The following is a 23,796-nucleotide window of genomic DNA, read 5'->3' on the forward strand; positions in this document are numbered from 1 at the left end:
AGCGGGACGGCTTTCCCGGTCCGCCCGTCAGACCGCGACGGCCGCCGCGAGCTGCTCGGCGACGTCCGCCGGCGAGTTCATCTCGGCGATCTGCCGGCCGACCAGCCGCGCCTTGTCCGCGTACGAGGTGTCCGTCAGGACCTCGTTCACCGCCTTGAGCACGCTCTCGACGGGCGCGTCGAGCAGCGGGAACGAGATTCCGGCGCCGGCCGCGGCGACCCGTTCGGCCTGGATGGGCTGGTCCGCGCCCAGCGGGGTCACGACCAGCGGGACGCCTTCGGCCAGGGCACCGAGCACCGTCCCCGCACCACCGTGCGTCAGCATCACGTCGACGTCCTGGAGCAGGTCCACCAGCGGGGTGAAGCCGACGAACTCGACACGCGCGATCTGCTCGTCGGTCAGGCCGAAGTCCTGAGGCGACGACGTGTTGAGGGTCGCGCGCACGTCGATGTCCTGCGTCAGCAGTTCGGCCAGCAGGGGGCCGATCACGTGGGGCAGCGCGTACGCCGTACCGAAGCTGACCAGCACGCGCGGCCGCGCATTGTCTCCCTCGGACTTCGGCTGCGGGGCCTCTCCGGAATTCCTGAACGCCTCGGGACGCAGACCGATCCGGTTACCGGGCGCCTCCCACCCGGCGTTCTGCAGGGCGGGCGGGCAGGTGTCCAGGTACCAGCGCTCGGAACCGTAGGTCACCCCGCGCTCTTCGTACCTGCCGCGAAGTCGCTTCGCGATGGGCTCCACGCTCACGGGCTGAATGGCGGGGCCGTAGGCCAGCGAGGCGACGGGAACGCCCAGCACGGCTCCGACCAGGGGGCCCACGAAGTCGAAGTGCTCGGCGACGATCAGGTCCGGCTGCCATGCGCGCGCCTTGGCCGCGGCCTCGTCGAAGCCGAGGTCGATGCGGGCCCCGGTGAAGAACTCGGCCTCCGCCTCGACGGTCACGCCCTGGAACAGGTCGACGCCCGTGGTACGCAGCACCTCCGCCACCAGGGCCTCGACCGGCACACCCGCCGAAATGAGGTCCACTCCCTCGGCCTTCAGCGACGACTCCATGGACTCCGCCGTGCAAACGGCCACATCGTCCCCGCGTCCCTTGAACGCCCGGATGAGCGGCAGCAGGGGCAGGAGATGGCCGGCACCCGGGGTGCAGAAGAAGAGAGCTCGCATGAAAAAAGAAATCCAATCAGCTGACGGAACCGGCGAGATGATGTGACTCGGCGCGGAATCGTGACGAACGGCCTTGTCATCGTTTGCGCGTCCGAAAACAAGCGCAGTCGACGCAGACGGGAAGTCGCCCTTGCGGACCGGCGGCCCGAATCGCTCCCGCACCGCGGGGAGACACGGGGACAGCAGGGATCACGGCCCGGTATCGCCCGAGGCCGAGAATTCCGGAATGGAACCTCACAAGAGGTGGAAATTCCCCTCCGGACCGGCAAAGCAACTTGACCCGTCAAGCGAACATATTAGCGCAGGGACGGCGGCCCGTTCGCCGCTGAACCCGACGTCTCCGATTGCGGATATCAGGTCGGAATCCGGGATGCAATGTCCGATCTGACGAAAACTCGACCTTCGGCCCGCCCCCGGCACGCAGAGCGCGGGGCGACTCGGCCCGCCACCGCCGGGGACCGCCGTCCGCACCGCCACGCAGCCTCAACTCCCCACCCGCACAGGCCGATCACGAGGACGCGCAGCCCGCACGGACACCGGACGCCCACGAGGCGCTGAACGAGTGGAGGCACCTGGCGACCGGCTTCCCCCCGCCCCCGGAAAGCGGTCGCGTCGCGACCGTCGAATTCCGGCCGTCCCTCACGGTCCGGAATAAGACACTCCGCTTAAGGGAAATCCAACCGGCCGGGAAAGAATGCGACGCCACGCGTACAGTCCGCCACTTTTGACGCTCTCCACGACATCCCGCCACGAAATGCCGGAACCCCACAGGCCGGCCCGGCGCGCCGCACGCGAAGAACCGAGAAACGGATTTACTTATTCCGCTACGAGCCCGTCGGACTTCAGGGACCCGCCCCCCGCTCACGACGCGCACACCGGCGGCGGACGGACCGGGGTGCGAGAAGTCGAGGGTGCCCCCTGCCCGCCCGGGCGGGTATCACCGAAAAAGCCCGAACGCATCAGACGCGTGGGCACTTCGGGCTTCGCGGCGCACCACGAGCCCGAAGTGCCCACGCACCCGCCCACCGGGGATCACGGGACAGCCCTCAGGGGCCGTCCGGGGTCCCGCCCGGCCGGTCGTGCCACTTCGGGTCGTTCTCCCACTCGAGGTTCCGCTCCCGCGCCGTGTCCATCGCGCGCTGCGCCTCCTCTCGGGAGGTGTACGGGCCGAAGCGGTCCTTCGCAGGGCACTCCGGGCCCTCCTCGACCTTCTGGTGCTCCAGGCAGTAGTACCACTCGCCCGGTTTGCCCACCGTGCGCTTCTTGAACAGGGCCATCGACGGATCCTTTCCTCGCTGCCATGGTGCCCCCGGGGCCGCTGGTTAGACTCGCTGACATGTCTGGCCAGTCGCTTCTCGTACCAGGGGAGATCACTCCCGTCCGCTCCGTTCCCGGAAACATCCGGCGCCCCGAGTACGTGGGCAAGCCCGCGCCCACGCCGTACACGGGCCCGGAGGTCCAGGACTCCGACACCGTGGAACGCATGCGGATCGCGGGGCGCATCGCGGCACAGGCGATGGAGGAGGCCGCCAAGCACATCGCCCCCGGAGTCACCACCGACGAACTCGACCGGGTCGCCCACGAATTCATGGTGGACCACGGGGCGTACCCGTCGACCCTGGGCTACCGCGGGTTCCCGAAGTCGCTCTGCACCTCGCTCAACGAGGTCATCTGCCACGGCATCCCCGACTCCACGGTGCTGCGCGACGGGGACATCGTGAACCTCGACGTCACGGCGTACATCAACGGGGTGCACGGGGACAACAACGCCACCTACCTCTGCGGGGACGTCGACGAGGAGTCACGGCTGCTGGTGGAGCGCACCCGGGAGTCACTGAACCGCGCGATCAAGTCCGTGCGCCCCGGCCGGCAGATCAACGTGATCGGGCGCGTCATCGAGTCGTACGCCAAGCGGTTCGGCTACGGCGTGGTGCGGGACTTCACCGGGCACGGGATCAACACCTCGTTCCACTCCGGCCTCATCGTCCCTCACTACGACAGCCCGCACGCGACGACCGTGATGCAGCCGGGGATGACGTTCACCATCGAACCGATGCTGACGCTCGGGACCCACGACTACGACATGTGGGACGACGGCTGGACCGTGGTCACGAAGGACCGCAGGCGCACGGCCCAGTTCGAGCACACACTGGTGGTGACGGAGACGGGCGCGGACATCCTGACCCTCCCGTAGGGCCCGGGGAGGCCTCCGGGGAGTCGCGGGGTTTTACCGACACCCAGTCGGGAAGCTGTTGACTTAGGCAAGCCTAAGCAGGAGGATCGGTCCATCGGTGCGCGGCAGCGCGTACAGCTGCCGCCGGTATGTGCGCATCCGTCCGGACTTCCCGTCCCCTCGGTCCCCGGAGGCCCGTCTTGGACCCGACCGCCACCACCACACCCTTCTCGACGCTCATCCGCACCGCTTCGCACGAGCAGCACACGCAGGCGGAGACCTCGGCCTTCATGGGCGACATGCTGGGCGGACGGCTCGGGGTGGACGCGTACACGCGCTACACGCAGCAGCTGTGGTTCGTCTACCGGGCGCTGGAGGACAGCGCCCCGTCGCTGCACGAGGACCCGGTCGCCGGACCCTTCATCCGGCCGGAGCTGCTGCGCACCGCCGAGCTGGAGCGCGATCTCGCCCACCTGAGCGGCGAGGGCTGGCGGGAGGGCCTGGAACCGCTGCCCGCCACCGCCGCCTACGCGGCGCGGGTCGCGACGTGCGCCCGGGAGTGGCCCGGCGGCTACGTGGCCCACCACTACACCCGCTACCTGGGGGACCTCTCGGGCGGCCAGATCATCCGTGGCACCGCGGAGAAGACCTGGGGCTTCGCGCGCAAGGGCGACGGGGTGCGGTTCTACGTCTTCGAGCAGATCCCCAACCCGGCGGCCTTCAAGCGGGACTACCGGGAGCTGCTGGACGCGGTGGACGCCGACGACCTGGAGAAGCAGCGCATCATCGACGAGTGCAAGCGCGCGTTCGCGCTGAACACCGCCGTCTTCCGCGAGCTCGGCCAGGCCTTCCCGCGCAGCGCCTGAGGGCCGTCCGAGCCGTGTCAGGACGCGACCACCAGGAGCACGCGTCCCCCGATCTCCACCATGCCGTCGGGCGCGGGCGCCGTGAGGATCTGCGAGCCGCGCCCCTGGGTGATGTTGAGCGCCCGGCCGAGCCGGGCGCTCAGCAGCATGGCCGCGGCACCGGTCGCCTCGTCCTCGTCGATCCCCTCGCCGTGCCGCCGGGGGAAGGCCCGCGCCCGTACACGCCCGGCCGCCTCGTCCTCCCAGGCCCACGCGTAGAGCCATCCCTCGCCGGGCGGCGGCCCGGTCAGCGCGTCGACGTCCGCCACCGAGTCGTACTGTTCGAGCGTCCTGGGCGGCGCCCACTCCGGGCGGGCCGTGATCCAGGTGAACTCGCCGTCCTGACGCGCCATCACGTCCCCGACGGGCATTTCCAGGATCTCCAGGTCCAGCAGCCAGGCCGCCCCCACGAGCGGATGTCCGGCGAACGGCAGCCGGAGGCCCGGCGTACGGATGTCCACCACGCCCCGCTCGGGGTCGTCCACGAACACGGTCTCGCTGAAGCCCAGCTTCCGCGCGAGCGCCTGCCGGGTGTCGTCGCCGGGATATCCACGCCCGTCCCGCACGACCCCGAGCGGGTTGCCGTGGCGGCCGTCCGGTCCGCAGAACACGCGCAGTACGTCGATGCCCTCGGGTACGTCGAAGTCGTTCACCCGGGCATTCAAGCACCGCCCGCGCCCGGTAAACCACAGGGCCGGGGACGCGGTGGTCGTGGTTCCGCTGTTCACCGGCGCGTCGCGGGCGAGGTGTACCGGCAGCCGGCCGAGGTGTTCCCGCACCCGCGGACCGGGGTGCCGCTCGTCGCACCGAAAAGGCTTGCTTGACCCGTCTTTGACCTTTCCGTGGGCTCCCCATGAGGCTGCCGTGATCCGGTCGTTTCCGGCCCCTCCGAGTGAGACCTGAATCACGCGAAAGACGGGTATCGGTGAGGTAAGGCACGGTTAAGTTAGGGCCGCCTCACCTACTTTCGTCCGCACCGTCCCCCGCTCTTTTCACCCTTGTGGAGCCCCGCATGCGAGCCCTTCGTACCTCTGTCGTCACCGCTGTCGCCACGGCGGCCGCACTGACCGCCGTCACGGGCTGCGCCGAGAAGAGCGACGGCAAGGGCGACGGCGCCGTCCGGGTCGTCGCCAAGGACGACTCGTGCGCCGTGTCGTCCAAGAAGATCCCGGCGGGCCACGTCGAACTCGCCGTGGAGAACAAGGGGTCCAAGGTCACCGAGGTGTACGTCCTCTTCCCGGACGACCGGATCGTCACCGAGCGCGAGAACATCGGCCCGGGCACCAAGGCGAAGATCACGGCCGAGATCAAGGCCGGCACGTACGAGATCGCCTGCAAGCCCGGCATGAAGGGCGAGGGGATCCGCCAGACGGTCGAGGTCACCGGGGGCGAGGCCGCCGCGCGCAGCCCCGAGATGGACCGGGCCGTCGCCGGGTACCGCACCTACGTGCAGGCGCAGGCCGACGAGACGCTGCCGAAGGTGAAGGTCTTCACGGACGCCGTCGCCGCGGGAGACGTCGAGGCGGCGAAGAAGGCGTACGCCGGATCCCGGATCGGCTGGGAGCGCACGGAGCCGGTCGCCGAGTCCTTCGGTGACATCGACCCGAAGGTCGACGTCCGCGAGGACGGGCTGGAGGACGGCCAGAAGTGGACCGGCTGGCACCGTCTGGAGAAGGCGCTGTGGCAGGACGGCAAGCTGGGCGCCGAGGAGAAGGCCCTCGCGCCCACCCTCTACAAGGACCTGCTCGACTGGCAGAAGCGGGTCGGCCGCGCGGACATCACCCCGACCTCGATGGCCAACGGCGCCAAGGAACTCCTCGACGAGGTCGCCACCGGCAAGGTCACCGGTGAGGAGGAGCGCTACAGCCACACCGACCTCGTCGACTTCAAGGCGAACGTCGAGGGTGCCGAGCAGTCCTACACCCTCCTCAAGCCGATCGCGTCGAAGAACGACGCCGCGCTGACCGCCTCCCTGGACGAGCAGTTCGCGGCGCTGAACACGCTGCTGGACAAGTACCGCGCCGACAAGGCCTCCTACGACTTCACCTCCTACGACAAGGTCGGCAAGGCGGACCGCAAGGAGCTCTCCGACGCGGTGAACGCGCTCGCCGAGCCGCTGTCCAAGCTGGCCGCCGCGGTCACGAAGTAGCGGGAGCGGACCATGAGCGCGGACACCGGGGACAAGAAGACGGGCGGCGTCCCGTCGCGCCGGGCACTGCTCGGCTGGGGCGGTGCCGGGCTGGCGCTCGGTGCCGTGGCGGCGGGTGGCGCGGTCGCCGCCGTGCGCTCCGACGGGGGCGCGGAAGCGGCGTCGGACAGCGGCGCGGCCGTGCCCTTCCACGGTGAGCACCAGGCCGGGATCGCCACCGCCGTCCAGGACAGGCTGCACTTCGCCTCGTTCGACGTGACGACGAAGGACCGGGCCGAACTCGTCGCTCTGCTCGGGGAATGGACCCGGGCGGCCGAGCGGATGACGGCAGGCCGCACCGTGGGCGAGGGGGCGTACGGAGGCGCCGAGGAGGCCCCGCCGGACGACACGGGCGAGGCCCTCGGGCTCAGGCCCTCCCGGCTCACCCTGACCCTGGGTTTCGGCCCCTCGCTCTTCGCCCCCGGCCGCTTCGGCATCGAGGACCGGCGGCCCGAGGCGCTCGTGGACCTGCCGAAGTTCCCCGGCGACAACCTCGACTCCGCCCGCAGCGGCGGCGACCTGTGCGTCCAGGCCTGCGCCGACGACCCCCAGGTCGCCGTGCACGCCATCCGCAACCTCGCCCGGATCGGCATGGGCCGCACCGCGATCCGCTGGTCGCAGCTCGGGTTCGGCAAGACGTCCTCGACGACGCCCGGCGCCCAGACCCCGCGCAACATGATGGGCTTCAAGGACGGCACCCGGAACATCTCGGGCACGGACGGGGCTGCCCTGCGCAAGCACGTGTGGGCCGGCGCGGCGGACGGGGCCGGATGGATGGCGGGCGGGTCCTATCTCGTCGCCCGGCGCATCCGGATGCACATCGAGACCTGGGACCGCGCGCCGTTGCGGGAGCAGGAGGACATCTTCGGCCGGAACAAGGGGGAGGGCGCTCCGGCCGGCAAGGCCAAGGAGCGCGACGAGCCCTTCCTCAAGGCCATGCTGCCCACCGCACACGTGCGGCTCGCCCACCCGGACACCAACGGCGGGGCGACGATCCTGCGCCGCGGCTACTCCTTCACCGACGGTACGGACGGTCTGGGCCGGCTGGACGCGGGGCTGTTCTTCCTCGCCTACCAGCGGGACGTCCGCACGGGCTTCATCCCGGTGCAGCGCAGTCTCGCGGGTTCCGACGCGCTCAACGAGTACATCCAGCACGTGGGTTCGGCGGTGTTCGCCGTCCCGCCGGGCGTCCGCGACGGGGACGACTGGTGGGGCCGGGCGCTGTTCTCATGACCCGCACCACTCCAGGGGCGGCCGCCCCGGCGCCCGTACCGTCCGCCCGGCCGATGCCGTACCGATGACCGACACCATGGAGGGACCCGCATGTTCGGCAACTATCTGATCGGCCTGCGCGAGGGCCTGGAGGCGGGGCTGGTCGTCTGCATCCTCATCGCCTACCTGGTCAAGACCGGGCGCCGCGACGCGCTGCGTCCGGTGTGGACCGGCATCGGCATCGCCTGCGCCATCTCACTGGCCTTCGGGGCCGCCCTCGAATTCGGTTCGCAGGAGCTGACGTTCGAGGCCCAGGAGGCGCTGGGCGGTTCGCTGTCGGTCGTCGCCGTCGGGCTGGTGACCTGGATGGTGTTCTGGATGCGGCGTACCGCGCGGCATCTGAGGAAGGAGCTGCACGACAGGCTCGACTCGGCTCTCGCGATGGGGACCGGCGCCCTGGTGGCCACCGCGTTCCTGGCGGTGGGCCGTGAGGGACTGGAGACCGCCCTGTTCGTCTGGGCGTCGGTGCGGGCGAGCGGCGAGGGCTCCTCGTCGCCGCTGATCGGCGTCCTGTCGGGCATCGCGACGGCGATCGCGCTGAGCTGGCTGTTCTACCGGGGTGCGCTGAGGATCAACCTGTCGCGGTTCTTCACCTGGACGGGCGGCATGCTCGTCGTCGTGGCGGCGGGGGTGCTCGCCTACGGGGTCCACGATCTGCAGGAGGCGCGCTTCCTCGGGGGCCTGGGGGACAAGGCGTTCGACGTCACGGCCACGATCCCGCCGGACAGCTGGTACGGCACGCTGCTCAAGGGCGTCCTCAACTTCCAGGCCGACCCGACCGTCCTCCAGGTCACGGTGTGGGGGCTGTATCTCGTCCCCACACTCGTGCTGTTCCTCGCCCCGGTAGGGTTCAGGCGGTCAGTGCGGACGACGGATCAGAAGGCGCAGAAGGCAACGGATGACAAGGCTGGGTCGACTGGCGGCGGGGCTCGCGACGGCGACGGTGCTGAGCGTGACGGCGAGCGGCTGCGTGACGGTGCACGGGGAGCTGGAAGTCGTGCCGGGAGCGACGAGGTCTGAGGCCGCGAAGGCCCTGGAGGACTTCACCGTCGCGTACAACAAGGCGGACAAGGCATACGATCCGGCGCTGGACGCGGACCGGGTGACCGGTTCGCTCGGTGCGATCAACCAGGCGGGGCTGGCCGCGCGGGGGAAGAACAACCCCGGCGGAAACGCGGCGCACAAGCCGCTGGAGCTGACGGACGCCTCCTACGTCATCCCCGAGAAGGCGGGCTGGCCGCGCTGGTTCGTCGCGGACACCGACTCCGACCGCGACCAGGACGGCGGGAAGGCGGACACCCGCTGGCTGCTGGCGTTCGTGCGCACCGGGCCGGACGCCAAGTGGAAGGCCGCCTATCTGGCGGTCGTGGCGTCGTCCGAGGTGCCGAAGTTCCGCAGGAGCGCCGGGGGCTGGGCCCAGCCGGTGCCCTCCGCCGCCGCGGATGCCGCACTCGCCACGCCTCCGGCTGAGCTCAGCACCACGTACACCGGCTTCCTCCGGACGGGCGCGCCCGACGTCTTCGCCCCGGGTGCGACGACCTCGGGCTGGCGGGACGCACGGAAGAACACCCGCAGGCCGGGCTTCTCCTACCAGTACGTCGACCAGGCGCTGGACTACGGGACGTTCGCGCCGCTGGGCCTGACGACGGAGGACGGCGGCGCGCTGGTCTTCTTCAGCAGCAAGCACTTCGAACGGCAGACCGCGGCCGAGGGTCTGCGTCCGACGGTCACGCCGGACGTGCGGGCGCTGCTGACCGGCGAGGTGAAGAACACCCTGACCAAGGAACGTGTCTCCAGCCAGCTCGTCTACGTCCCGAAGAAGGGCGCGGGAGACCCCGGGGACGCGGCCGGCAGGGTACGCGTGCTGAACCGGCTGCCCGGTCTGATAGCGGCGCAGGGTTCCTGACCACCGGCTCCCGGGGCGGGCCCGGGCCGGCGGGGTGTCAGCGGCTGAGCGGCCAGGCCACCGCGTCGTGGGCGAGGTCGGCCTCGTCGGCCGTGTCCGCGTACTGCGCGCAGGCGTCGGTGAGCGCCTCCAGCAGGGTCAGCGGATCGGGCAGGGGGTTCTCGGGTCCGCGGATCCAGTGCACGTCCAGCTCACCCGGCAGCCGGGCGGGCGGCAGGAGGACGTAACTGCCCCGGCAGTGCCAGCGCAGACCGGGATGCTCGTCCATGGTCTCCGGATGGCTGTCGAGCTCACAGGGCCACCACTCGTCCTCGTCCTCGGGAGTGCCGCGGGTGGCGGTGAAGAAGAGCATCCGGTCGTCCCCGGACTGTGCGACCGGGCCCACGTCGACTCCGGCGTCGGTGAGCCGCTGCAGTGCGGCGCGCCCGGCGGTGAGGGGCACGTCGAGGACGTCGTGCACGAGGCCGGTCGCGGTGATGAAGTTGGCCAGCGGCTGGCCGGCCGCCCAGCGCTCGATCTGGTCGCGGTCCGTCGTGGACTGCGTCTGCCAGGCGAACGAGACGGGGTGCCGCGCCGGGGTGGGACAGCCGATGCGTTCGCACGAACACCGGTAGCCGGACGGGTGCGCCGCGGGTGAGATGGGCATTCCCGCTTCGGCGACGGCCAGGAGCAGCCCCAGCCGGGCCGCGTCGTCGGCCTCCGGCTGTGGTTTCGGCCGCCTGCGCAGCCACTGGGAAATCCTGCCCTCTGTGCCGCGATAGCGGCCGGAATCGGCGCCCATCTATCCCCTCACCTCAGCGGTTTCGTCTCCATGGTCCCACCATCCTGCTCCCCGGGTGGCCGAAGTCGCCGAGCGGGGTGCCCGGACAGCCGTGCGGAGGCGCGGCGACTCGTGGCGAATGTCACGAAATCGTTGATCGTTTAGGGCCTGGGGGTGAGCCCCCGCAGGGCGTGGTCGACGACCGCGTCGGCGTACTCGTGGGTCAGCGGAAGGGTTCTCAGCAGCCAGCGGTGGGTCAGCGGGGCCACGAGGAGTTCCAGGGCGACACGCGGGTCGACGTCGTCGCGGACGTCTCCGGCCTCCTGCGCGGCGCGAAGACGTGTGACATACAACTGGAGCTGGGGTTCGAGGAGATCCTCCACGAACCGGGCGGCCAGCGCCGGATCGACGATGCCCTCCGCGGTCAGGGCCCTGGTGGGCGCCTCGGTCGCGGGGTCGTTCAGCTCGTCGACGGTGGCCCTCAGGACGGCCCGGAGATCGGCCGCCAGGTCCCCCGTGTCCGGGATCGCGGGCTCGCCGGCGCCGTCCGCCCGCCGGACGGCCATGTCGAGGAACGCCTCCATGAGCACGGCCGCCTTGGAGGGCCACCAGCGGTAGATGGTCTGCTTGCCGACCCCCGCCCGGGCGGCGATCCCCTCGATCGTGGTCCTCGCGTACCCCGCCTCGCCGACCAGGGCGAGCGCGGCGTCGTGGATCGCGCGGCGGGAGCGGTCGCTGCGGCGGCTGGAGTCGGGGGCCTTCCGGTGTGCCATCGGGCCAGCCTAGGGCCAGTGCGGTCCGATACGTATCGTCTTGCCGGCCACCCCGTCGGCCCACGCGAACCACCCGAACGGATCACAGCGCAACGGCCCGGCGGGGGCGCACCATGAGCTCACGCACACACCCCGTGCGTATCCCGCCGTTCCGCGGCCCAGGCCGCCGTTCGTAGGAGCCCGCATGACCCGTGACGCCACCCCTCGTCGCTACCTGATGTGCGCCCCGGCCCACTTCGAGGTCACCTACTCCATCAACCCGTGGATGGACCCTTCGAAGCCCGTGGACCTTCCCCTGGCCAACACCCAGTGGGAGGACCTGCGCGACCGGTACCAAGCGCTCGGCCACACCGTCGAGCTCCTCACCCCGCGCCCCGACCTGCCCGACATGGTGTTCGCCGCCAACGGTGCGACGGTCGTCGGGGGGCGCGTGCTCGGAGCCCTGTTCGCCTACCGGGAGCGGTTCGCGGAGGCCGAGGCGCACCGTGAGTGGTTCCGGGCCAACGGCTTCACGGACATCCACGAACCGGCGCACGTCAACGAGGGCGAGGGCGACTTCGCCGTGACCTCCTCCTACGTCCTGGCCGGACGCGGCTTCCGGTCCAGCCCGCTCTCCCACGGCGAGGCACAGGAGTTCTTCGGGCGCCCGGTGATCGGCCTCGACCTGGTCGATCCGCGCTACTACCACCTGGACACCGCGCTGTGCGTGCTCGACGACGCGGCCGACGAGATCATGTACTACCCGGGGGCCTTCTCGCCCGGCAGCCGCACGGTGCTGGCCCGGCTCTTCCCCGACGCGCTGATCGCCCGGGAGGCGGACGCCGCGGCGTTCGGCCTCAACGCCGTCAGCGACGGACGGCACGTGCTGCTGCCGCAGGGCGCCGTGGGGCTCTTCGACCCGCTTCGCGACCGGGGCTTCGAGCCGCTTCCGATGGACCTGAGCGAGCTGCTCAAGGGCGGTGGCAGCGTGAAGTGCTGCACCCAGGAGCTGCGTCCCTAGGACTGCTCGTCGCTCCCGGGCGGCGGCCACGCGTCGCCCCATCCGGTGTCCCGGGCGGCACGGTAGAGCGCGCCGTGCCGCTTGGTGACCGTGGCGCGCCGCAGGCCCTCCTCCCGGGTGCAGAGCTCCAGCAGCACCTGGCCCTTGCGGATCTGCGGCCGGCGGGTGACACGGGCCGGGACGGGTTCGGTGGGGAAGCGCGTCGCGACCACGTAGCTGAACTTCTCGTCCTCGTGGCTGAGGGTGCCCCCCTTGACCCGGCGGTGCAGCGACGAGCGGCTGACCCGGGCCGAGAAGTGGCACCAGTCGGTGCCGGGCTCGATGGGGCATGTGCCGTCGTGCGGGCAGGGCGCCGCGACGCTCATCCCGGCGGCGATCAGCCGGTCCCGGGCCTCGATGACGCGGGCGTACCCGTCGGGAGTGCCGGGCTCGACGACGACCACCGCCTGGGCGGCCGCCGCCGCGGCGTCCACGAGGGCGACCCGGTCCCCGGGCGTGAGCTCCTTGAGGACGTACGACACCGTCACCAGGTCGGTGGGCGCGAGGTCGAGCGCCGTGCCGATCCTCGCCCGCTCCCAGGTCGCGGCGCGCAGGCCGGGGATGCCGGACGCCTCGGCCAGCTCCCGGCCGAGCGCGAGGGCCGGCTCGGCCCAGTCCAGCACCGTCGTCCGCGGTCCGTCCCACGCCCCGGCGACCGCCCAGGTCGCCGCACCCGTGCCGCCGCCGATGTCGGTGTGCGTGGCGGGCGTCCACCCGGGGGCGGCCTCACGGAACGCGTCCAGGCAGGACCGTACGGCCTCGAAGGTCGCGGGCATCCGGTACGCGGCGTAGGCGGCGACGTCCGAGCGGTCGCGGAGCACCGGCGCGTCGGTGGGCGTGGTCCCGCGGTAACTGGCGATCAGCCGGTCGACCGCCTGCGCGGCCTGCGACGGCGGCAGTCCGTCCAGCAGTGCTGAGAGCGCCGCGCGCAGGGCTTCCGCGGTGGGGAGGGTGTCGTTCACCGCCGAATTCTAGGCCGAGCGCGACCGGGACGGTGACGGGCAGGTGTCCGCGGCGTCCCGGTACACGACCGGGACGGAACCGCCGCACGACCGAACTACTGCCCGTCACCGGCCCGTTGCTACGCTGATCGCCGCCCGCGCCGGGGACGGTGCGGCGGACCGGCTCATCGGGGGGACCATGAGACAGAGGATCGTGCGGCTGGCTCTGGCCGGCGGGGTGGTGGTCCTCGCCCTGCTGCTCCTGCCGGCGACCTGTGGCGGAGGGGACGGCGGGAGCCGCGGTGAGGACGACGGGAGACCGGAGAGGCCCCGGAAGTCGAGCGCGGGCCCGGCGACCCGGCTGACCGTGCCGCGGGAGTACACGACGGGACGCGGCTGGGAGGTCGTCGCAGCGGGTCCCGACTACGCCGTCTCGCACACGACGGGGCGGCTGGCCTACCTCGTGCGGACGCCCGGCGGACGCTACCGGCTGCGGACCCTCGACACGGAGACCGGCCGGGCCGGCTGGAGCGGCGAGGCCCGGCGCACCCCGGACCCGGAGCGCCTCCCGAAGCTGCTCACCGTGGCCAAGGACGACCGGCAGTTCTTCGTGACGTGGTCCTTCGGGCGGACCGGCGACGGGCCCACCCCCGCGAAGGGCTTCGTCTCCCTCGACGTGTACGACGTCGTGGACGGTGAGCACCGGCGCGTCGAGGTGCCGTGGACGGGCGTGCCGGCCGTCACGGCGACGGGCCCCGGTGTCCTGATCACCGACGGCGGCGCGACCAGCACGGTCGTGGACCCCGTGGACGGCGGGGTGTCGGTGATCCCGGCGTCCGCCGTGCGGTACCCGCGGGACTGCCCTGCCTGCGAGCAGCTCACCGAGGTGCGCGGGCAGACGGCGAAGGGGCTGCTGCTGAGCGGGTCACGCGAGTTCTGGGTACGCGGCGGCTGGTTCAGCCGCCGGTCCGCCCCCGCGGGCGCCGACCCCCGGTCGGGCATCCCGACGTCCGTCGTTCCCGGGCTCGTCCTGGCCAGATGGCGGCCGGCCGCGGGGACGCGACAGGCCGCGGCCCACGAGATCTGGACGGTCCACGACGCGGTGAGCGGGAAGCCGGTCGTGTCGGTCCGCTGCCATCGGCCGGCCATAGAGCCGGGGACGTATCCGCAGGCGGTGGTCTCCCCTTCGGCCCGCTACCTGGTGGCGGGGAACCTGGCCTTCGACCTGACCGGCGGGAAGGGATTCTGCTTCGAGGACGAGGGCGGTGCGGCGCGCCTGACGTTCGCCTCGGTGACGGACGGCGGCAGCGCCTACGGCGCGACGAACGCGCGCGACGCCGACGAGGCCCTGCAGGGCGGCACGGGCCCGGTCTCGATGAGCTTCCCCGCCGGGGAGGTCGAGGTGCTGTCCCCGAACACGCGCCTGCCGGAGATGGAGACGGCCGGCACCGGCGTCTTCCGCTGGACGGACCGCAAGGACCGGCTGCACCTGATCGGCTACCCGCGCACGGGCTGAACCCGCCGGTCGTACGCGGACGGTCGACGGTGTCTCCTCATGATCACCCGGGTCCGCCCGTACCCGGAGCGGTGGTCCGACGTCAGGCGGGGAGGCCGCTGTTGCGCCACGGCCGGCAGAGCAGCAGGAAGCACGCGGTGGCGGACAGCGCGCAGACCACCTGCACCACGGCCATGGGCACGGCGGTCGCCTCGCCCGCGATCCCGACGAGCGGCGAGGCGATGGCGCCGATGAGGAACTGAGAGGTACCCAGCAGCGCGGAGGCCGAGCCGGCCGCGTGCTTCGTCCGCATCAGGGCCTGGGAGTTCGTGTTGGGCATCGCGAGGCCCATGCACGACATCAGGACGAAGAGCCCGGCGGCAACCGGCAGCAGGCCGACGTCGCCGAAGACGCCGGAGGTCATCAGGAGCAGGGCGATCGCGGCGAGGGAGATGACCACCAGGCCGAAGCCGAGCGCCTTGTCCAGGCTGATCCGGCCGACCAGCAGCTTGCCGTTGATCTGGCCGACGGCGATGAGGCCGACGGAGTTGATGCCGAAGAGGAGGCTGAAGGTCTGCGGTGAGGCGCCGTAGATCTCCTGGACGACGAAGGGGGACGCGCTGACGTAGGCGAAGAGCGCGGCGAAGGCGAGACTGCCCGCCACCATGTAGCCGGTGAAGACCCGGTCGGCGAGCAGTCCGCGCATGGTGCGCAAGGCGTCCGTGATGCCGCCGGTGTGCCGCTGTGCCGGCGGGAGCGTCTCGTGGAGGAACTTCCAGACGACGAAGGTGAGGGCCGCGCCGACGGCGACGAGGACGACGAAGATGCCGCGCCAGTCGGTGAACCGGAGGACCTGGCCGCCGATCACCGGGGCGACGACCGGGGCGACCCCGGAGATCAGCATCAGCGTGGAGAAGAACCGGGCCATCTCCACGCCGTCGAAGAGGTCGCGCACGACGGCCCGGGAGATCACGATGCCCGCCGCGCCGGCCAGGCCCTGCAGCAGGCGGAAGCCGATGAGGAGTTCGGCGGTGGGGGCCAGGGCGCAGATCGCGGTGGCGACGACGTAGACGATCATGCCGAGGAGCAGGGGCTTGCGGCGGCCCCAGCGGTCGCTCATGGGTCCGACCACGAGCTGGCCGAGCGCCATGCCGGTCAGGCAGGCGGTCAGGGTGAGCTGGACGGTGGCGGCCGGCGCGTGCAGGGAGTCCGTGACCTCCGGCAGCGCCGGGAGGTACATGTCCATGGAGAGCGGCGGCAGCGCGGTGAGGCCGCCCAGGACCAGGGTGACCAGGAGTCCGACCCGCCGTGCGACGGGGGTGGAGATGCCTGGTGCGGCGTGTTCGGTGGTGGGTATGTACGGGTGCTGTTCTCGCTGGGCCCGGCTCACGCCGCTGTCCGGCATCGTCGTCTCCGCTTCGTTGAAACCGCATCTATGCTCTCAGGTCAGTCGTAGTGGTCGAAACCTTTTCTGTGAGGGCGGGCGGGCATGAGCGGGACTGTGCGTTGGGGAGTTCTGGCCACGGGCGGCATAGCCGCCAGGTTCACGGCGGACCTGCTGGCCATGAACCCGGGGGCCGAGGTCGTGGCGGTCGCCTCGCGCACCGAGGCCTCCGCGAAGGCCTTCGCCGAGCGCTTCGGGATCGAGCGGGCGTACGGCAGCTGGGCGGAGCTCGTCGCCGACGAGTCGGTCGACGTGGTCTACGTGGCCACCCCGCACTCCGCGCACCGGGAGGCCGCCGGTCTCGCCCTGGAGGCCGGCAAGCACGTGCTGTGCGAGAAGGCGTTCACGCTCAACGAGCGCGAGGCCCGGGAGCTGGTGGATCTGGCGCGGGAGCGCGGGCTGTTCCTCATGGAGGCCATGTGGACGTACTGCAATCCGCTCATCCGCCGCATGACCGAGCTGGTGCGGGACGGGGCGATCGGCGAGATCCGCACGGTGCAGGCCGATTTCGGGTTCGCGGGCACCTTCGGGGCCGGGCACCGGCTGCGGGACCCCGCGCTGGGCGGCGGCGCGCTGCTGGACCTCGGGGTCTATCCGGTGTCGTTCGCCCATCTGCTGCTGGGCGAGCCCGACCGGGTCCAGGCCGACGCCCTGCTGTCGCCCGAGGGCGTGGACCTGAACACCGGGATGCTGCTGGGCTGGGAATCGGGTGCCACCGCGCTGCTGGGCTGCTCGATCGTCGGGGACCTGCCGACCGTCGCGTCGGTGACCGGCACGGCGGGGCGCATCGACTTCCCGCAGGGCTTCTTCCACCCGGACAGCTTCGTCCTGCACCGGCCCGGCCGGGAGCCGGAGAAGGTCACCTCGGGCCCCGGCCCGCAGGGGCTCTCGGGCATGCAGTACGAGGCCGCCGAGGTGACGCGGGCGCTGCTGGCGGGCGAGAAGGAGTCCCCGCTGGTGCCGCTGGAGGGTTCGCTGGCCGTGATGCGGACGCTCGACGCGGTGCGTGAGCGCGTCGGCGTCCGCTATCCGGCGGACCGGATCTGACCCGGGATCAGGCGGGGGTCAGACCCGGGTTGCCGGCCTCGGTCACGAACGAGGCGGCCGTGCCGACGGGTGCGCCGGGGGTGGTGACCGCCGACACGGTCCGGTAGTCGGCGCGCGCCGACTCCTTGCCGAGACCGACGACGACGTAGCCGCGGCGGCCGTTGTAGAACTTCATGTGGGGGTTGGCCGCCATCTGGTTGGCGTAGCTGGCCGGCCTGTCCGAGCCGTCCTTGCCGCTGGTGATCGAGGTGGCCACGATCTCCGTGCCGACGGTCCGGGACGCCGGGTCGTCGAAGTCCTTCTTCAGGTCGAAGCCGTAGGCGACGTGCACGTCACCGGTCAGGACCATCAGGTTGTCGATCCCGGCGGCCTCCGCGCCGTCCATGATCCGCTGCCGGGACGCCGGGTAGCCGTCCCACGAGTCCATCGACAGCTTGTAGGCGTCGGTCGGCACGTCGCGGCGCTGGGCGAAGGTGACCTGCTGGGGCACGACGTTCCAGAGAGCGTCCGAGCGCTTCCAGCCGTCGATCAGCCAGCGCTCCTGCGCGGCGCCCGTCATGGTGCGCGACGGGTCCTCGGACTCCGGTCCCGGGACCTTCCAGCCGTCGCCGTACGCCTGGTTGCTGCGGTACTGGCGGGTGTCGAGGATGTCGAACTGCGCGAGCCGCCCGAACCGGAGGCGGCGGTAGAGCCGCATGTCGGGACCGGCCGGGCGCTGCGGGGTGCGCAGGGGCTGGTTCTCCCAGTACGCGCGGTAGGCGGCGGCCCTGCGCAGCAGGAACTCCTCCGGCGGGACGTCGTTCTCCGGGGTGTCGCCCGCGTAGTTGTTCTCCGTCTCGTGGTCGTCCCAGGTGACGACGAAGGGGTGCGCGGCGTGGGCGGCCCGCAGGTCGGGGTCGGACTTGTAGAGGCCGTACCGCATGCGGTAGTCGTCCAGCGTCAGCGTCTCGCGGTTGAAGTGGTCGGGCAGCACGCGGTCCGTGTAGTTGCGGGCGCCGCCGACCGCGGTGACCGCGTACTCGTAGAGGTAGTCGCCGAGGTGGAAGACCACGTCGACGTCCTCGGCCGCCAGGTGCTTGTAGGCGGTGAAGTAGCCGTCGTGGTAGGCCTGGCAGGAGACCGCGGCCAGTTTCAGCGAGCTGTTGCGCGCACCGGTGGAGGGTGCGGTGCGGGTGCGGCCGGTGGGGCTGATCCAGCTGCCGACGCGGAAGCGGTAGTAGAAGGTCCGGTCGTCGTCGAGGCCCTTCACGTCGACGTGGACGCTGTGGCCGAACTCCGGGTGCGCGGTGGCGGTGCCGCGCCGCACCGAACGCCGGAAGCGCTCGTCGCGGGCGATCTCCCAGTGGACCACGACGCGCTCGGCGGGCAGTCCGCCGTTCGCCTCGTAGGGGCGGGGCGCGAGTCTGGTCCACAGCAGCACGGAGTCGGGCAGGGGGTCGCCCGAGGCGACGCCGAGGGTGAAGGGGTCCTCGGTGATCTTCCGGCTGTCGAACTCGGCCGCGCTCGCGACGCCGGCCGCGGGCAGGTTGGCGGCGAAGGCGAGTGCGGCGGCCGCGCCGGTGACGGTCAGGAACCGCCGGCGGTCCACTCCCGAGCCGAGACGCCTGGCGGCCTCCCGGAACTCCGCGGAATGCCCCTGCCGTCCGGGCGTGGTGCTGATCTGTGCGGGTGTCATATGCCCCTCCCCTGCTGGATGTTGCCAGAGGCATTCGAGACCGCGCGGACGACGTCACGTGGGCTGGTACACAACATCCGAATGGCGGTGCGATGAGCACCGGGTGCCGGCGGGGGCAAACCCTCCCGTACGCTGCCGGGCCATGAACGCTGAGCGGGGAATCGCGGTCGTCACAGGTGCGGGATCGGGGATCGGGAGGGCGGTGGCACTGGCGCTCACGGGCGCGGGGTGGACGGTGGCCCTGGCGGGCCGGCGGGCGCCGGCCCTGGAGGAGACCGCCGCCGCGGCCGGTCCGGGCCGCACGGTGTGCCTGCCGACCGACGTGACCGATCCGGACGGCGTGGCGGCGCTGTTCACCGCCGTGCGGGACCGGTTCGGCAGACTCGATCTGCTCTTCAACAACGCGGGTACGTTCGGACCGGGTTCGGTGCCGGTCGAGGATCTCGCGTACGAGGACTGGCGGACGGTCGTGGACGTCAACCTGACGGGGGCGTTCCTGTGCGCCCAGGCGGCGTACCGCCTGATGAAGGAGCAGGACCCGCAGGGCGGAAGGATCATCAACAACGGCTCCGTCTCCGCGCATGCCCCGCGCCCGCACTCGGTCGCCTACACGGCGACGAAGCACGCGCTGACCGGTCTGACGAAGTCGCTGTCCCTGGACGGGCGGCCGTACCGGATCGCCTGCGGGCAGATCGACATCGGCAACGCCGCGACCGACATGACGGAGCGCATGAGCACGGGGATCCTCCAGGCCAGTGGCGAGGTGGCCGTCGAGCCCGTGATGGCCGCGGCGGACGTGGCACGGACGGTCCTGCACATGGCGGAGCTGCCCCTGGAGGCAAACGTGCAGTTCGCGACGGTACTGGCCACGGCGATGCCGTACGTAGGCCGAGGCTGACCGATTCGTTTCGCAATAGCCCATCTTTCGAGGCCAGTTGAAAGATTCTGCGAGTTTCCGCCGACTCGACCGTGCAAGCGCGTACTGCCCGTATGCTGCTGACCTTCACCAGTTGCACACAGAAGGACCACACCGCATGCGCATACGCACCGCCGCGCCCCTCGCCCTGGCCGCCGCCACCGCACTGGCCGGCTCGCTCCTCGCCACGGTTCCGGCCTCGGCGGCCTCCCACCAGGGCGGGCTGCACCTCGGCAAGATCCAGTACGACAGCCCGGGTTCCGACAACCGCTCCAACACCTCGCTGAACGCCGAGTACGTGGACATCCACAACAACGGCCGCTCCACACTTCAGCTGAGGGGCTACAAGCTGAAGGACAACACCGGCTACACGTACACCTTCCAGGGCCGCACCGTGGGTGCGGGGAAGACGGTCCGGGTCCACACCGGCAAGGGCCGCGACAGCGGGGCCCACGTGTACTGGAACCGCGGCTCGTACGTCTGGAACAACACCGGCGACAAGGCACGGCTGTACAAGCCGAGCGGCGCACTCCTCGACTCCTGCTCCTGGCCGAAGGGCAGCGGGGTCAAGGTCTGCCACTGACCACAGTGACCGGGCCACCGCGGCCAAGGGGGGTCCGCGGGACGGCCGGGAGGTGGTCCGGAGTGTCAGGACTCCGGACCACCTCGGGACCCGCCCTCTCCCGGGCCGCCGCCGCACCGCCCCGGGCACGAGCCGGGAATGCGTACCGAAGTGGCCCGGTCGAGCCGGGAATGCGTACCGCACCGCCCCGGACACGAGCCGGGAATGCGTGCCGGAGCGGCCCGGTTGAGCCGGTACATGAGCCCACTGCCGCGCGCCGAGGTCCTCCGCTACACCGCCTTCTCCGCCGACCCGGACGGCGGCAACCCCGCCGGTGTCGTCCTGGACGCCTCCGGACTGGACGAGGCCGCGATGCTGGCCGTCGCCGCGGAGCTGAACTACAGCGAGTCCGCGTTCCTCACCGCTCCGGACGGCCTCGGCGGCTACACCATCCGCTACTTCAGCCCCCGGGCCGAGGTCCCCTTCTGCGGCCACGCCACGGTCGCCGCCGCCATCGCGCTGGCGGAGCGGGACGGCCCGGGCGACCTGGTCCTCGCCACCGCCGCCGGCACGGTCCCGGTCACCGTCACCCGCGAGGGCGGCGAACTGCGCGCCACGCTCACCAGCGTCGAGCCCCACGTCACGGACGTCGTCCCCGGGGACCTGGCGGAGGCCCTGTCCGCCCTGTCCTGGCAGGCCGTCGAGCTGGACCCGGCCCTCGTGCCCCGCATCGCCTACGCGGGCGCCCGCCACCTGGTGCTGTCCGCCGCCACGCGGGAACGGCTCGCGGACCTGTCGTACGACTTCGACCGGCTGGAAGCGCTCATGCGCCGACTCGACCTGACGACCGTTCAGCTGGTGTGGCGGGAGTCGGAGACGGTCTTCCACGTACGCGACCCGTTCCCGGTCGGGGGCGTGGTCGAGGACCCGGCGACGGGCGCCGCGGCGGCAGCCTTCGGGGCGTACGCGCGCGAGCTCGGCCTCGTCCCGGACGACGCGGTGCTCACCCTGCACCAGGGCGCCGACATGGGCCGCCCCGGCACGCTCACGGTCGGGCTCCGCCCGGGCGACCCGCGCGTCAGGGTGAGCGGGACGGGCACCCGCATCGGCTGAACCCTCCTCGCCCTCCTGCTCCCGGTCCCGGGCGTACAGGTCCTCGGTCTCCCCGGACCGCACCGGTCTCCCCGGACTGCTGTGGCGTCGACGGATCGCGGCCGAGCGGGCGGGCGGGTGAGTCGGGCCGTGGCAGGGGGCGGGCGCGCGGCAGGATGGCGGTCATGGCACCACCCCTGACCGTCCCCAGTATGACCGCCGGAGCGGACTTCGTCCTGCGGCCCTGGGAGATGAGCGATCTGCCCCTCGTCCGCGAGGCCGCGGAGGACGACTACATCCCGCTGATCACCACGATCCCGTCGCCGTACTCCGACGCCGGTGCGCAGGCCTTCGTCCGGCGGCAGTGGAGCCGGGCGGAGGCGGGAACCGGCTATCCCTTCACCATCGCCAGGACCCGGGACCGCAGGCCGGTCGGCGCCATCGGCCTCTGGCTCGCGGACGAGGCCGAGGGCCGGGCGTCACTCGGCTACTGGATGACGGGGCAGGCCCGCGGCCAGGGCGTGGCGGGAGCGGCCCTGCGCACGGTCACGACCTGGGCCCTGCACGAGCTGCGCATCCCGCGCGCACAGGTCCTCATCGAGCCGTGGAACACCGCGTCGGTGCGGACCGCGGAGAGCGCCGGCTACCGCTGCGAGGGGCTGCTGCGGGGCTGGCAGGAGATCGGGGGCCGCCGCCGGGACATGCTGATGTACGCCCGGCTGAACGACGACCGTCCCTCCGGTGACAGGGCGCCGACGGAGAGCTGAACAGCGGGGCGTTACGATCGCGGGCACCGCGGCCGGAACACCCCGCCCCGGCAACCGAACCCCAGGAGTGACGCACCTTGTCCGCACCACGCATCGGCGTATCGGTCGTGACCATGGGAGACCGCCCCCAGCAGGTCGAGGCACTGCTGGCGTCGGTGGCCATGCAGGATGTGCGGCCCACCCGCGTCGTCGTCGTGGGCAACGGTTCACCGCTCCCCGACTACACCGCCTTCCCGGGGCTGACGGATCTCACCGGCGGGGTGACCCTGCTGGAGCTCGACGAGAACCTGGGCTGCCCCGGCGGCCGCAACGAGGCGCTGACGGCCCTCGCGGGCTTCGGCGACGTCGACGTGGTGATCGAGCTCGACGACGACGGGCTCCTGGTGGACAAGGACGTCTTCCGCACGGTCGAAAGGCTGTACGCGGACGATCCCGGGCTCGGCATCGTGGGCTTCCGCATCGCCGACGAGCACGGCGAGACCCAGCGCCGGCACGTCCCGCGCCTGCGCGCCAAGGACCCCATGCGCCGCGGACCGGTGACCGCCTTCCTCGGCGGCGCCCACGCGCTCTCCATGGAGATGCTCGCCGGTACCGGGCCCTGGCCCGCCGAGTTCTTCTTCACGCACGAGGAGACGGACCTGTCCTGGCGGGCGCTCGACGCGGGCTGGAAGATCCTCTACGAACCCTCGCTCCTGCTCCAGCACCCCAAGACGTCCCCGGCCCGGCACGCGGTCTACTACCGCATGACCGCCCGCAACCGCGTGTGGCTGGCCCGCCGTCACCTGCCCGTGCCCCTGGTCCCCGTGTACCTCGGCACCTGGATCCTGCTCACCGTACTGCGTACGCGCTCGGTCCCGGGACTTCGCGCCTGGGCGTCCGGCTTCGCCGAGGGGATGCGCAACCCGTGCGGCGTGCGCAGACCGATGCGCTGGCGCACGGTGTGGCGCATGACGCGTCTGGGCCGCCCGCCGGTCATCTGACCGGGGGGCCGCCGAACCGCCGGACCGCCGGAGGGATCCCGTCGCGAGCGCACCGAGCGCTCCGCACCCTACGGCGGACGCCGTCAGCACCCCGTCATGATCCGGGGCCGTCGCGTCAGAGCTCCGTCAGTGCCGCACGCGACACACCGCGGCCCGCGCTGTCATGGGAGGCGAAGGGCGGACGGAAGCGAGGCGGAGCGGGATGTTGTCCAGAGTCGTGGTCGGTGTGAGCGGGACACCCGGAGGGCTGGCCGCGTTGCACGCGGCCGCCGCCGAAGCGCGGGTGCGCGCCGCGGAGTTGTGGGCGGTACTGGCCTGGGACGCCCCCGGCGGCGGAGTCGGCGGCCGGGGTCTCGACTCGCTCTCCCCCACGCTCCCGCTGCACCGCGAGGACGCCGCCGCGAGACTGCGCGACGCCCTCGACCTGGCCTTCGGCATCGGCGGCCCGGGGGTGCCGGTCACCGGCCTGGCGGTGCGGGGCACGCCCGGCGCCGTACTCGTGGACACGGCCCGCGGTCCGGAGTGCGTGATCGTGGTGGGGACGGGGTCGGGCGGGGCGCTGTCCCGTCGTCTGCGGCCGTCCGTGGCGCGCTACTGCCTGGCGCACGCGGAGTGCCCGGTGCTGACCGTGCCGTCGTGGACCGTGCGGAGCGGACCGGTGGTCGCCGGCCGGCACATCGCCTGAGCAGGCCGT

At 71.9% G+C, this 23,796-nt stretch carries 23 protein-coding genes; 15 read left to right on the forward strand and 8 right to left on the reverse strand.

Going from position 1 to position 23,796, the window contains the following annotated elements; translation table 11 throughout:
- Positions 1-27: 27 nt before the first annotated feature.
- Together ACFYY2_RS22980 and ACFYY2_RS22985 are read right to left on the reverse strand one after the other, a co-directional pair.
- Positions 28-1,167, reverse strand: a complete 1,140-nt coding sequence (locus tag ACFYY2_RS22980) for a glycosyltransferase (RefSeq protein ID WP_388745756.1) — start codon at positions 1,165-1,167, stop codon at positions 28-30.
- A 1,046-nt stretch (positions 1,168-2,213) separates the two neighbouring features.
- Positions 2,214-2,444, reverse strand: a complete 231-nt coding sequence (locus ACFYY2_RS22985) for a hypothetical protein (RefSeq protein ID WP_388745758.1) — start codon at positions 2,442-2,444, stop codon at positions 2,214-2,216.
- Between the two features lie 59 nt (positions 2,445-2,503).
- Between ACFYY2_RS22985 and map the strand changes: the two genes are divergently transcribed.
- Together map and ACFYY2_RS22995 are read left to right on the forward strand one after the other, a co-directional pair.
- Entirely contained in the window at positions 2,504-3,361 is an 858-nt protein-coding gene (map, locus tag ACFYY2_RS22990; protein WP_329036773.1) for a type I methionyl aminopeptidase, read from the forward strand.
- A 179-nt stretch (positions 3,362-3,540) separates the two neighbouring features.
- The gene (locus tag ACFYY2_RS22995; protein ID WP_388745761.1) at positions 3,541-4,206 is read left to right on the forward strand and encodes a heme oxygenase (biliverdin-producing); all 666 of its coding nucleotides are present in this window, start codon (positions 3,541-3,543) and stop codon (positions 4,204-4,206) included.
- Positions 4,207-4,223: 17 nt separating this feature from the next.
- Here the strand turns inward: ACFYY2_RS22995 and ACFYY2_RS23000 are convergent, their stop codons facing one another.
- Positions 4,224-4,898 carry a PhzF family phenazine biosynthesis protein gene (locus tag ACFYY2_RS23000; protein WP_388745763.1) on the reverse strand — a complete coding sequence of 225 codons (675 nt, stop codon included), beginning with the start codon at positions 4,896-4,898 and terminating at the stop codon, positions 4,224-4,226.
- Positions 4,899-5,257: 359 nt separating this feature from the next.
- Between ACFYY2_RS23000 and efeO the strand changes: the two genes are divergently transcribed.
- The 4 genes from efeO (at position 5,258) to ACFYY2_RS23020 (ending at position 9,611) form a co-directional block, all read left to right on the forward strand.
- Positions 5,258-6,394 carry an iron uptake system protein EfeO gene (gene efeO, locus ACFYY2_RS23005; RefSeq protein WP_388745765.1) on the forward strand — a complete coding sequence of 379 codons (1,137 nt, stop codon included), beginning with the start codon at positions 5,258-5,260 and terminating at the stop codon, positions 6,392-6,394.
- A gap of 12 nt (positions 6,395-6,406) precedes the next feature.
- Positions 6,407-7,666 carry an iron uptake transporter deferrochelatase/peroxidase subunit gene (gene efeB / locus ACFYY2_RS23010; protein ID WP_388745767.1) on the forward strand — a complete coding sequence of 420 codons (1,260 nt, stop codon included), beginning with the start codon at positions 6,407-6,409 and terminating at the stop codon, positions 7,664-7,666.
- Positions 7,667-7,756: 90 nt separating this feature from the next.
- Positions 7,757-8,725 (forward strand): iron uptake transporter permease EfeU, encoded by a 969-nt coding sequence (gene efeU / locus ACFYY2_RS23015; protein ID WP_388745769.1) that lies wholly within the window; start codon positions 7,757-7,759, stop codon positions 8,723-8,725.
- On the forward strand, positions 8,613-9,611 hold the full coding sequence (locus ACFYY2_RS23020) for a hypothetical protein (protein WP_388746064.1): 999 nt from the start codon (positions 8,613-8,615) through the stop codon (positions 9,609-9,611). The genes efeU and ACFYY2_RS23020 overlap by 113 nt, the downstream gene beginning before the upstream one ends.
- Positions 9,612-9,648: 37 nt before the next feature.
- Here ACFYY2_RS23020 and ACFYY2_RS23025 read toward each other — a convergent pair whose 3' ends face one another.
- A complete protein-coding gene (locus ACFYY2_RS23025) occupies positions 9,649-10,392 on the reverse strand; it encodes a bifunctional DNA primase/polymerase (RefSeq protein WP_388745771.1) in 744 nt (247 codons plus the stop codon).
- 140 nt (positions 10,393-10,532) lie between these two features.
- Positions 10,533-11,144, reverse strand: coding sequence for a TetR/AcrR family transcriptional regulator (locus tag ACFYY2_RS23030; protein ID WP_388745772.1), 612 nt, complete (start codon positions 11,142-11,144; stop codon positions 10,533-10,535).
- A gap of 184 nt (positions 11,145-11,328) precedes the next feature.
- On the opposite strand from ACFYY2_RS23030, the gene ddaH reads away from it, so the two are divergent.
- On the forward strand, positions 11,329-12,144 hold the full coding sequence (gene ddaH / locus ACFYY2_RS23035; RefSeq protein ID WP_388745774.1) for a dimethylargininase: 816 nt from the start codon (positions 11,329-11,331) through the stop codon (positions 12,142-12,144).
- Here ddaH and ACFYY2_RS23040 read toward each other — a convergent pair.
- Positions 12,141-13,145 carry a small ribosomal subunit Rsm22 family protein gene (locus ACFYY2_RS23040; RefSeq protein WP_388745776.1) on the reverse strand — a complete coding sequence of 335 codons (1,005 nt, stop codon included), beginning with the start codon at positions 13,143-13,145 and terminating at the stop codon, positions 12,141-12,143. The genes ddaH and ACFYY2_RS23040 overlap by 4 nt on opposite strands.
- Before the next feature lie 178 nt (positions 13,146-13,323).
- Between ACFYY2_RS23040 and ACFYY2_RS23045 the strand changes: the two genes are divergently transcribed.
- A complete protein-coding gene (locus ACFYY2_RS23045) occupies positions 13,324-14,640 on the forward strand; it encodes a hypothetical protein (protein WP_388745778.1) in 1,317 nt (438 codons plus the stop codon).
- An 82-nt stretch (positions 14,641-14,722) separates the two neighbouring features.
- Here the strand turns inward: ACFYY2_RS23045 and ACFYY2_RS23050 are convergent, their stop codons facing one another.
- Complete coding sequence (locus ACFYY2_RS23050; RefSeq protein WP_388745780.1) at positions 14,723-16,024, reverse strand: multidrug effflux MFS transporter; 1,302 nt, start codon at positions 16,022-16,024, stop codon at positions 14,723-14,725.
- Between the two features lie 84 nt (positions 16,025-16,108).
- Here ACFYY2_RS23050 and ACFYY2_RS23055 point away from each other — a divergent pair, with 84 nt between their 5' ends.
- A complete protein-coding gene (locus ACFYY2_RS23055) occupies positions 16,109-17,110 on the forward strand; it encodes a Gfo/Idh/MocA family protein (RefSeq protein ID WP_388745782.1) in 1,002 nt (333 codons plus the stop codon).
- A 7-nt stretch (positions 17,111-17,117) separates the two neighbouring features.
- On the opposite strand, the gene ACFYY2_RS23060 is transcribed toward ACFYY2_RS23055, so the two are convergent.
- Positions 17,118-18,785 (reverse strand): alkaline phosphatase D family protein, encoded by a 1,668-nt coding sequence (locus tag ACFYY2_RS23060; RefSeq protein WP_388745784.1) that lies wholly within the window; start codon positions 18,783-18,785, stop codon positions 17,118-17,120.
- Between the two features lie 142 nt (positions 18,786-18,927).
- On the opposite strand from ACFYY2_RS23060, the gene ACFYY2_RS23065 reads away from it, so the two are divergent.
- From ACFYY2_RS23065 to ACFYY2_RS23090, 6 genes are all read left to right on the forward strand, one after another.
- Positions 18,928-19,683: an SDR family oxidoreductase gene (locus ACFYY2_RS23065; RefSeq protein WP_388745786.1), complete on the forward strand. Its 756-nt coding sequence runs from the start codon at positions 18,928-18,930 to the stop codon at positions 19,681-19,683.
- 136 nt (positions 19,684-19,819) lie between these two features.
- Entirely contained in the window at positions 19,820-20,284 is a 465-nt protein-coding gene (locus tag ACFYY2_RS23070; RefSeq protein ID WP_388745788.1) for a lamin tail domain-containing protein, read from the forward strand.
- A 237-nt stretch (positions 20,285-20,521) separates the two neighbouring features.
- Positions 20,522-21,376, forward strand: a complete 855-nt coding sequence (locus ACFYY2_RS23075; protein WP_388745790.1) for a PhzF family phenazine biosynthesis protein — start codon at positions 20,522-20,524, stop codon at positions 21,374-21,376.
- A gap of 164 nt (positions 21,377-21,540) precedes the next feature.
- The gene (locus tag ACFYY2_RS23080) at positions 21,541-22,122 is read left to right on the forward strand and encodes a GNAT family N-acetyltransferase (RefSeq protein WP_388745792.1); all 582 of its coding nucleotides are present in this window, start codon (positions 21,541-21,543) and stop codon (positions 22,120-22,122) included.
- Positions 22,123-22,199: 77 nt separating this feature from the next.
- Entirely contained in the window at positions 22,200-23,102 is a 903-nt protein-coding gene (locus ACFYY2_RS23085; RefSeq protein ID WP_388745794.1) for a glycosyltransferase family 2 protein, read from the forward strand.
- A 202-nt stretch (positions 23,103-23,304) separates the two neighbouring features.
- Positions 23,305-23,787, forward strand: a complete 483-nt coding sequence (locus ACFYY2_RS23090) for a universal stress protein (RefSeq protein ID WP_388745796.1) — start codon at positions 23,305-23,307, stop codon at positions 23,785-23,787.
- Positions 23,788-23,796 lie beyond the last annotated feature (9 nt).

The organism is Streptomyces sp. NPDC001822 (genome assembly GCF_042892135.1).
Classification (GTDB): domain Bacteria; phylum Actinomycetota; class Actinomycetes; order Streptomycetales; family Streptomycetaceae; genus Streptomyces.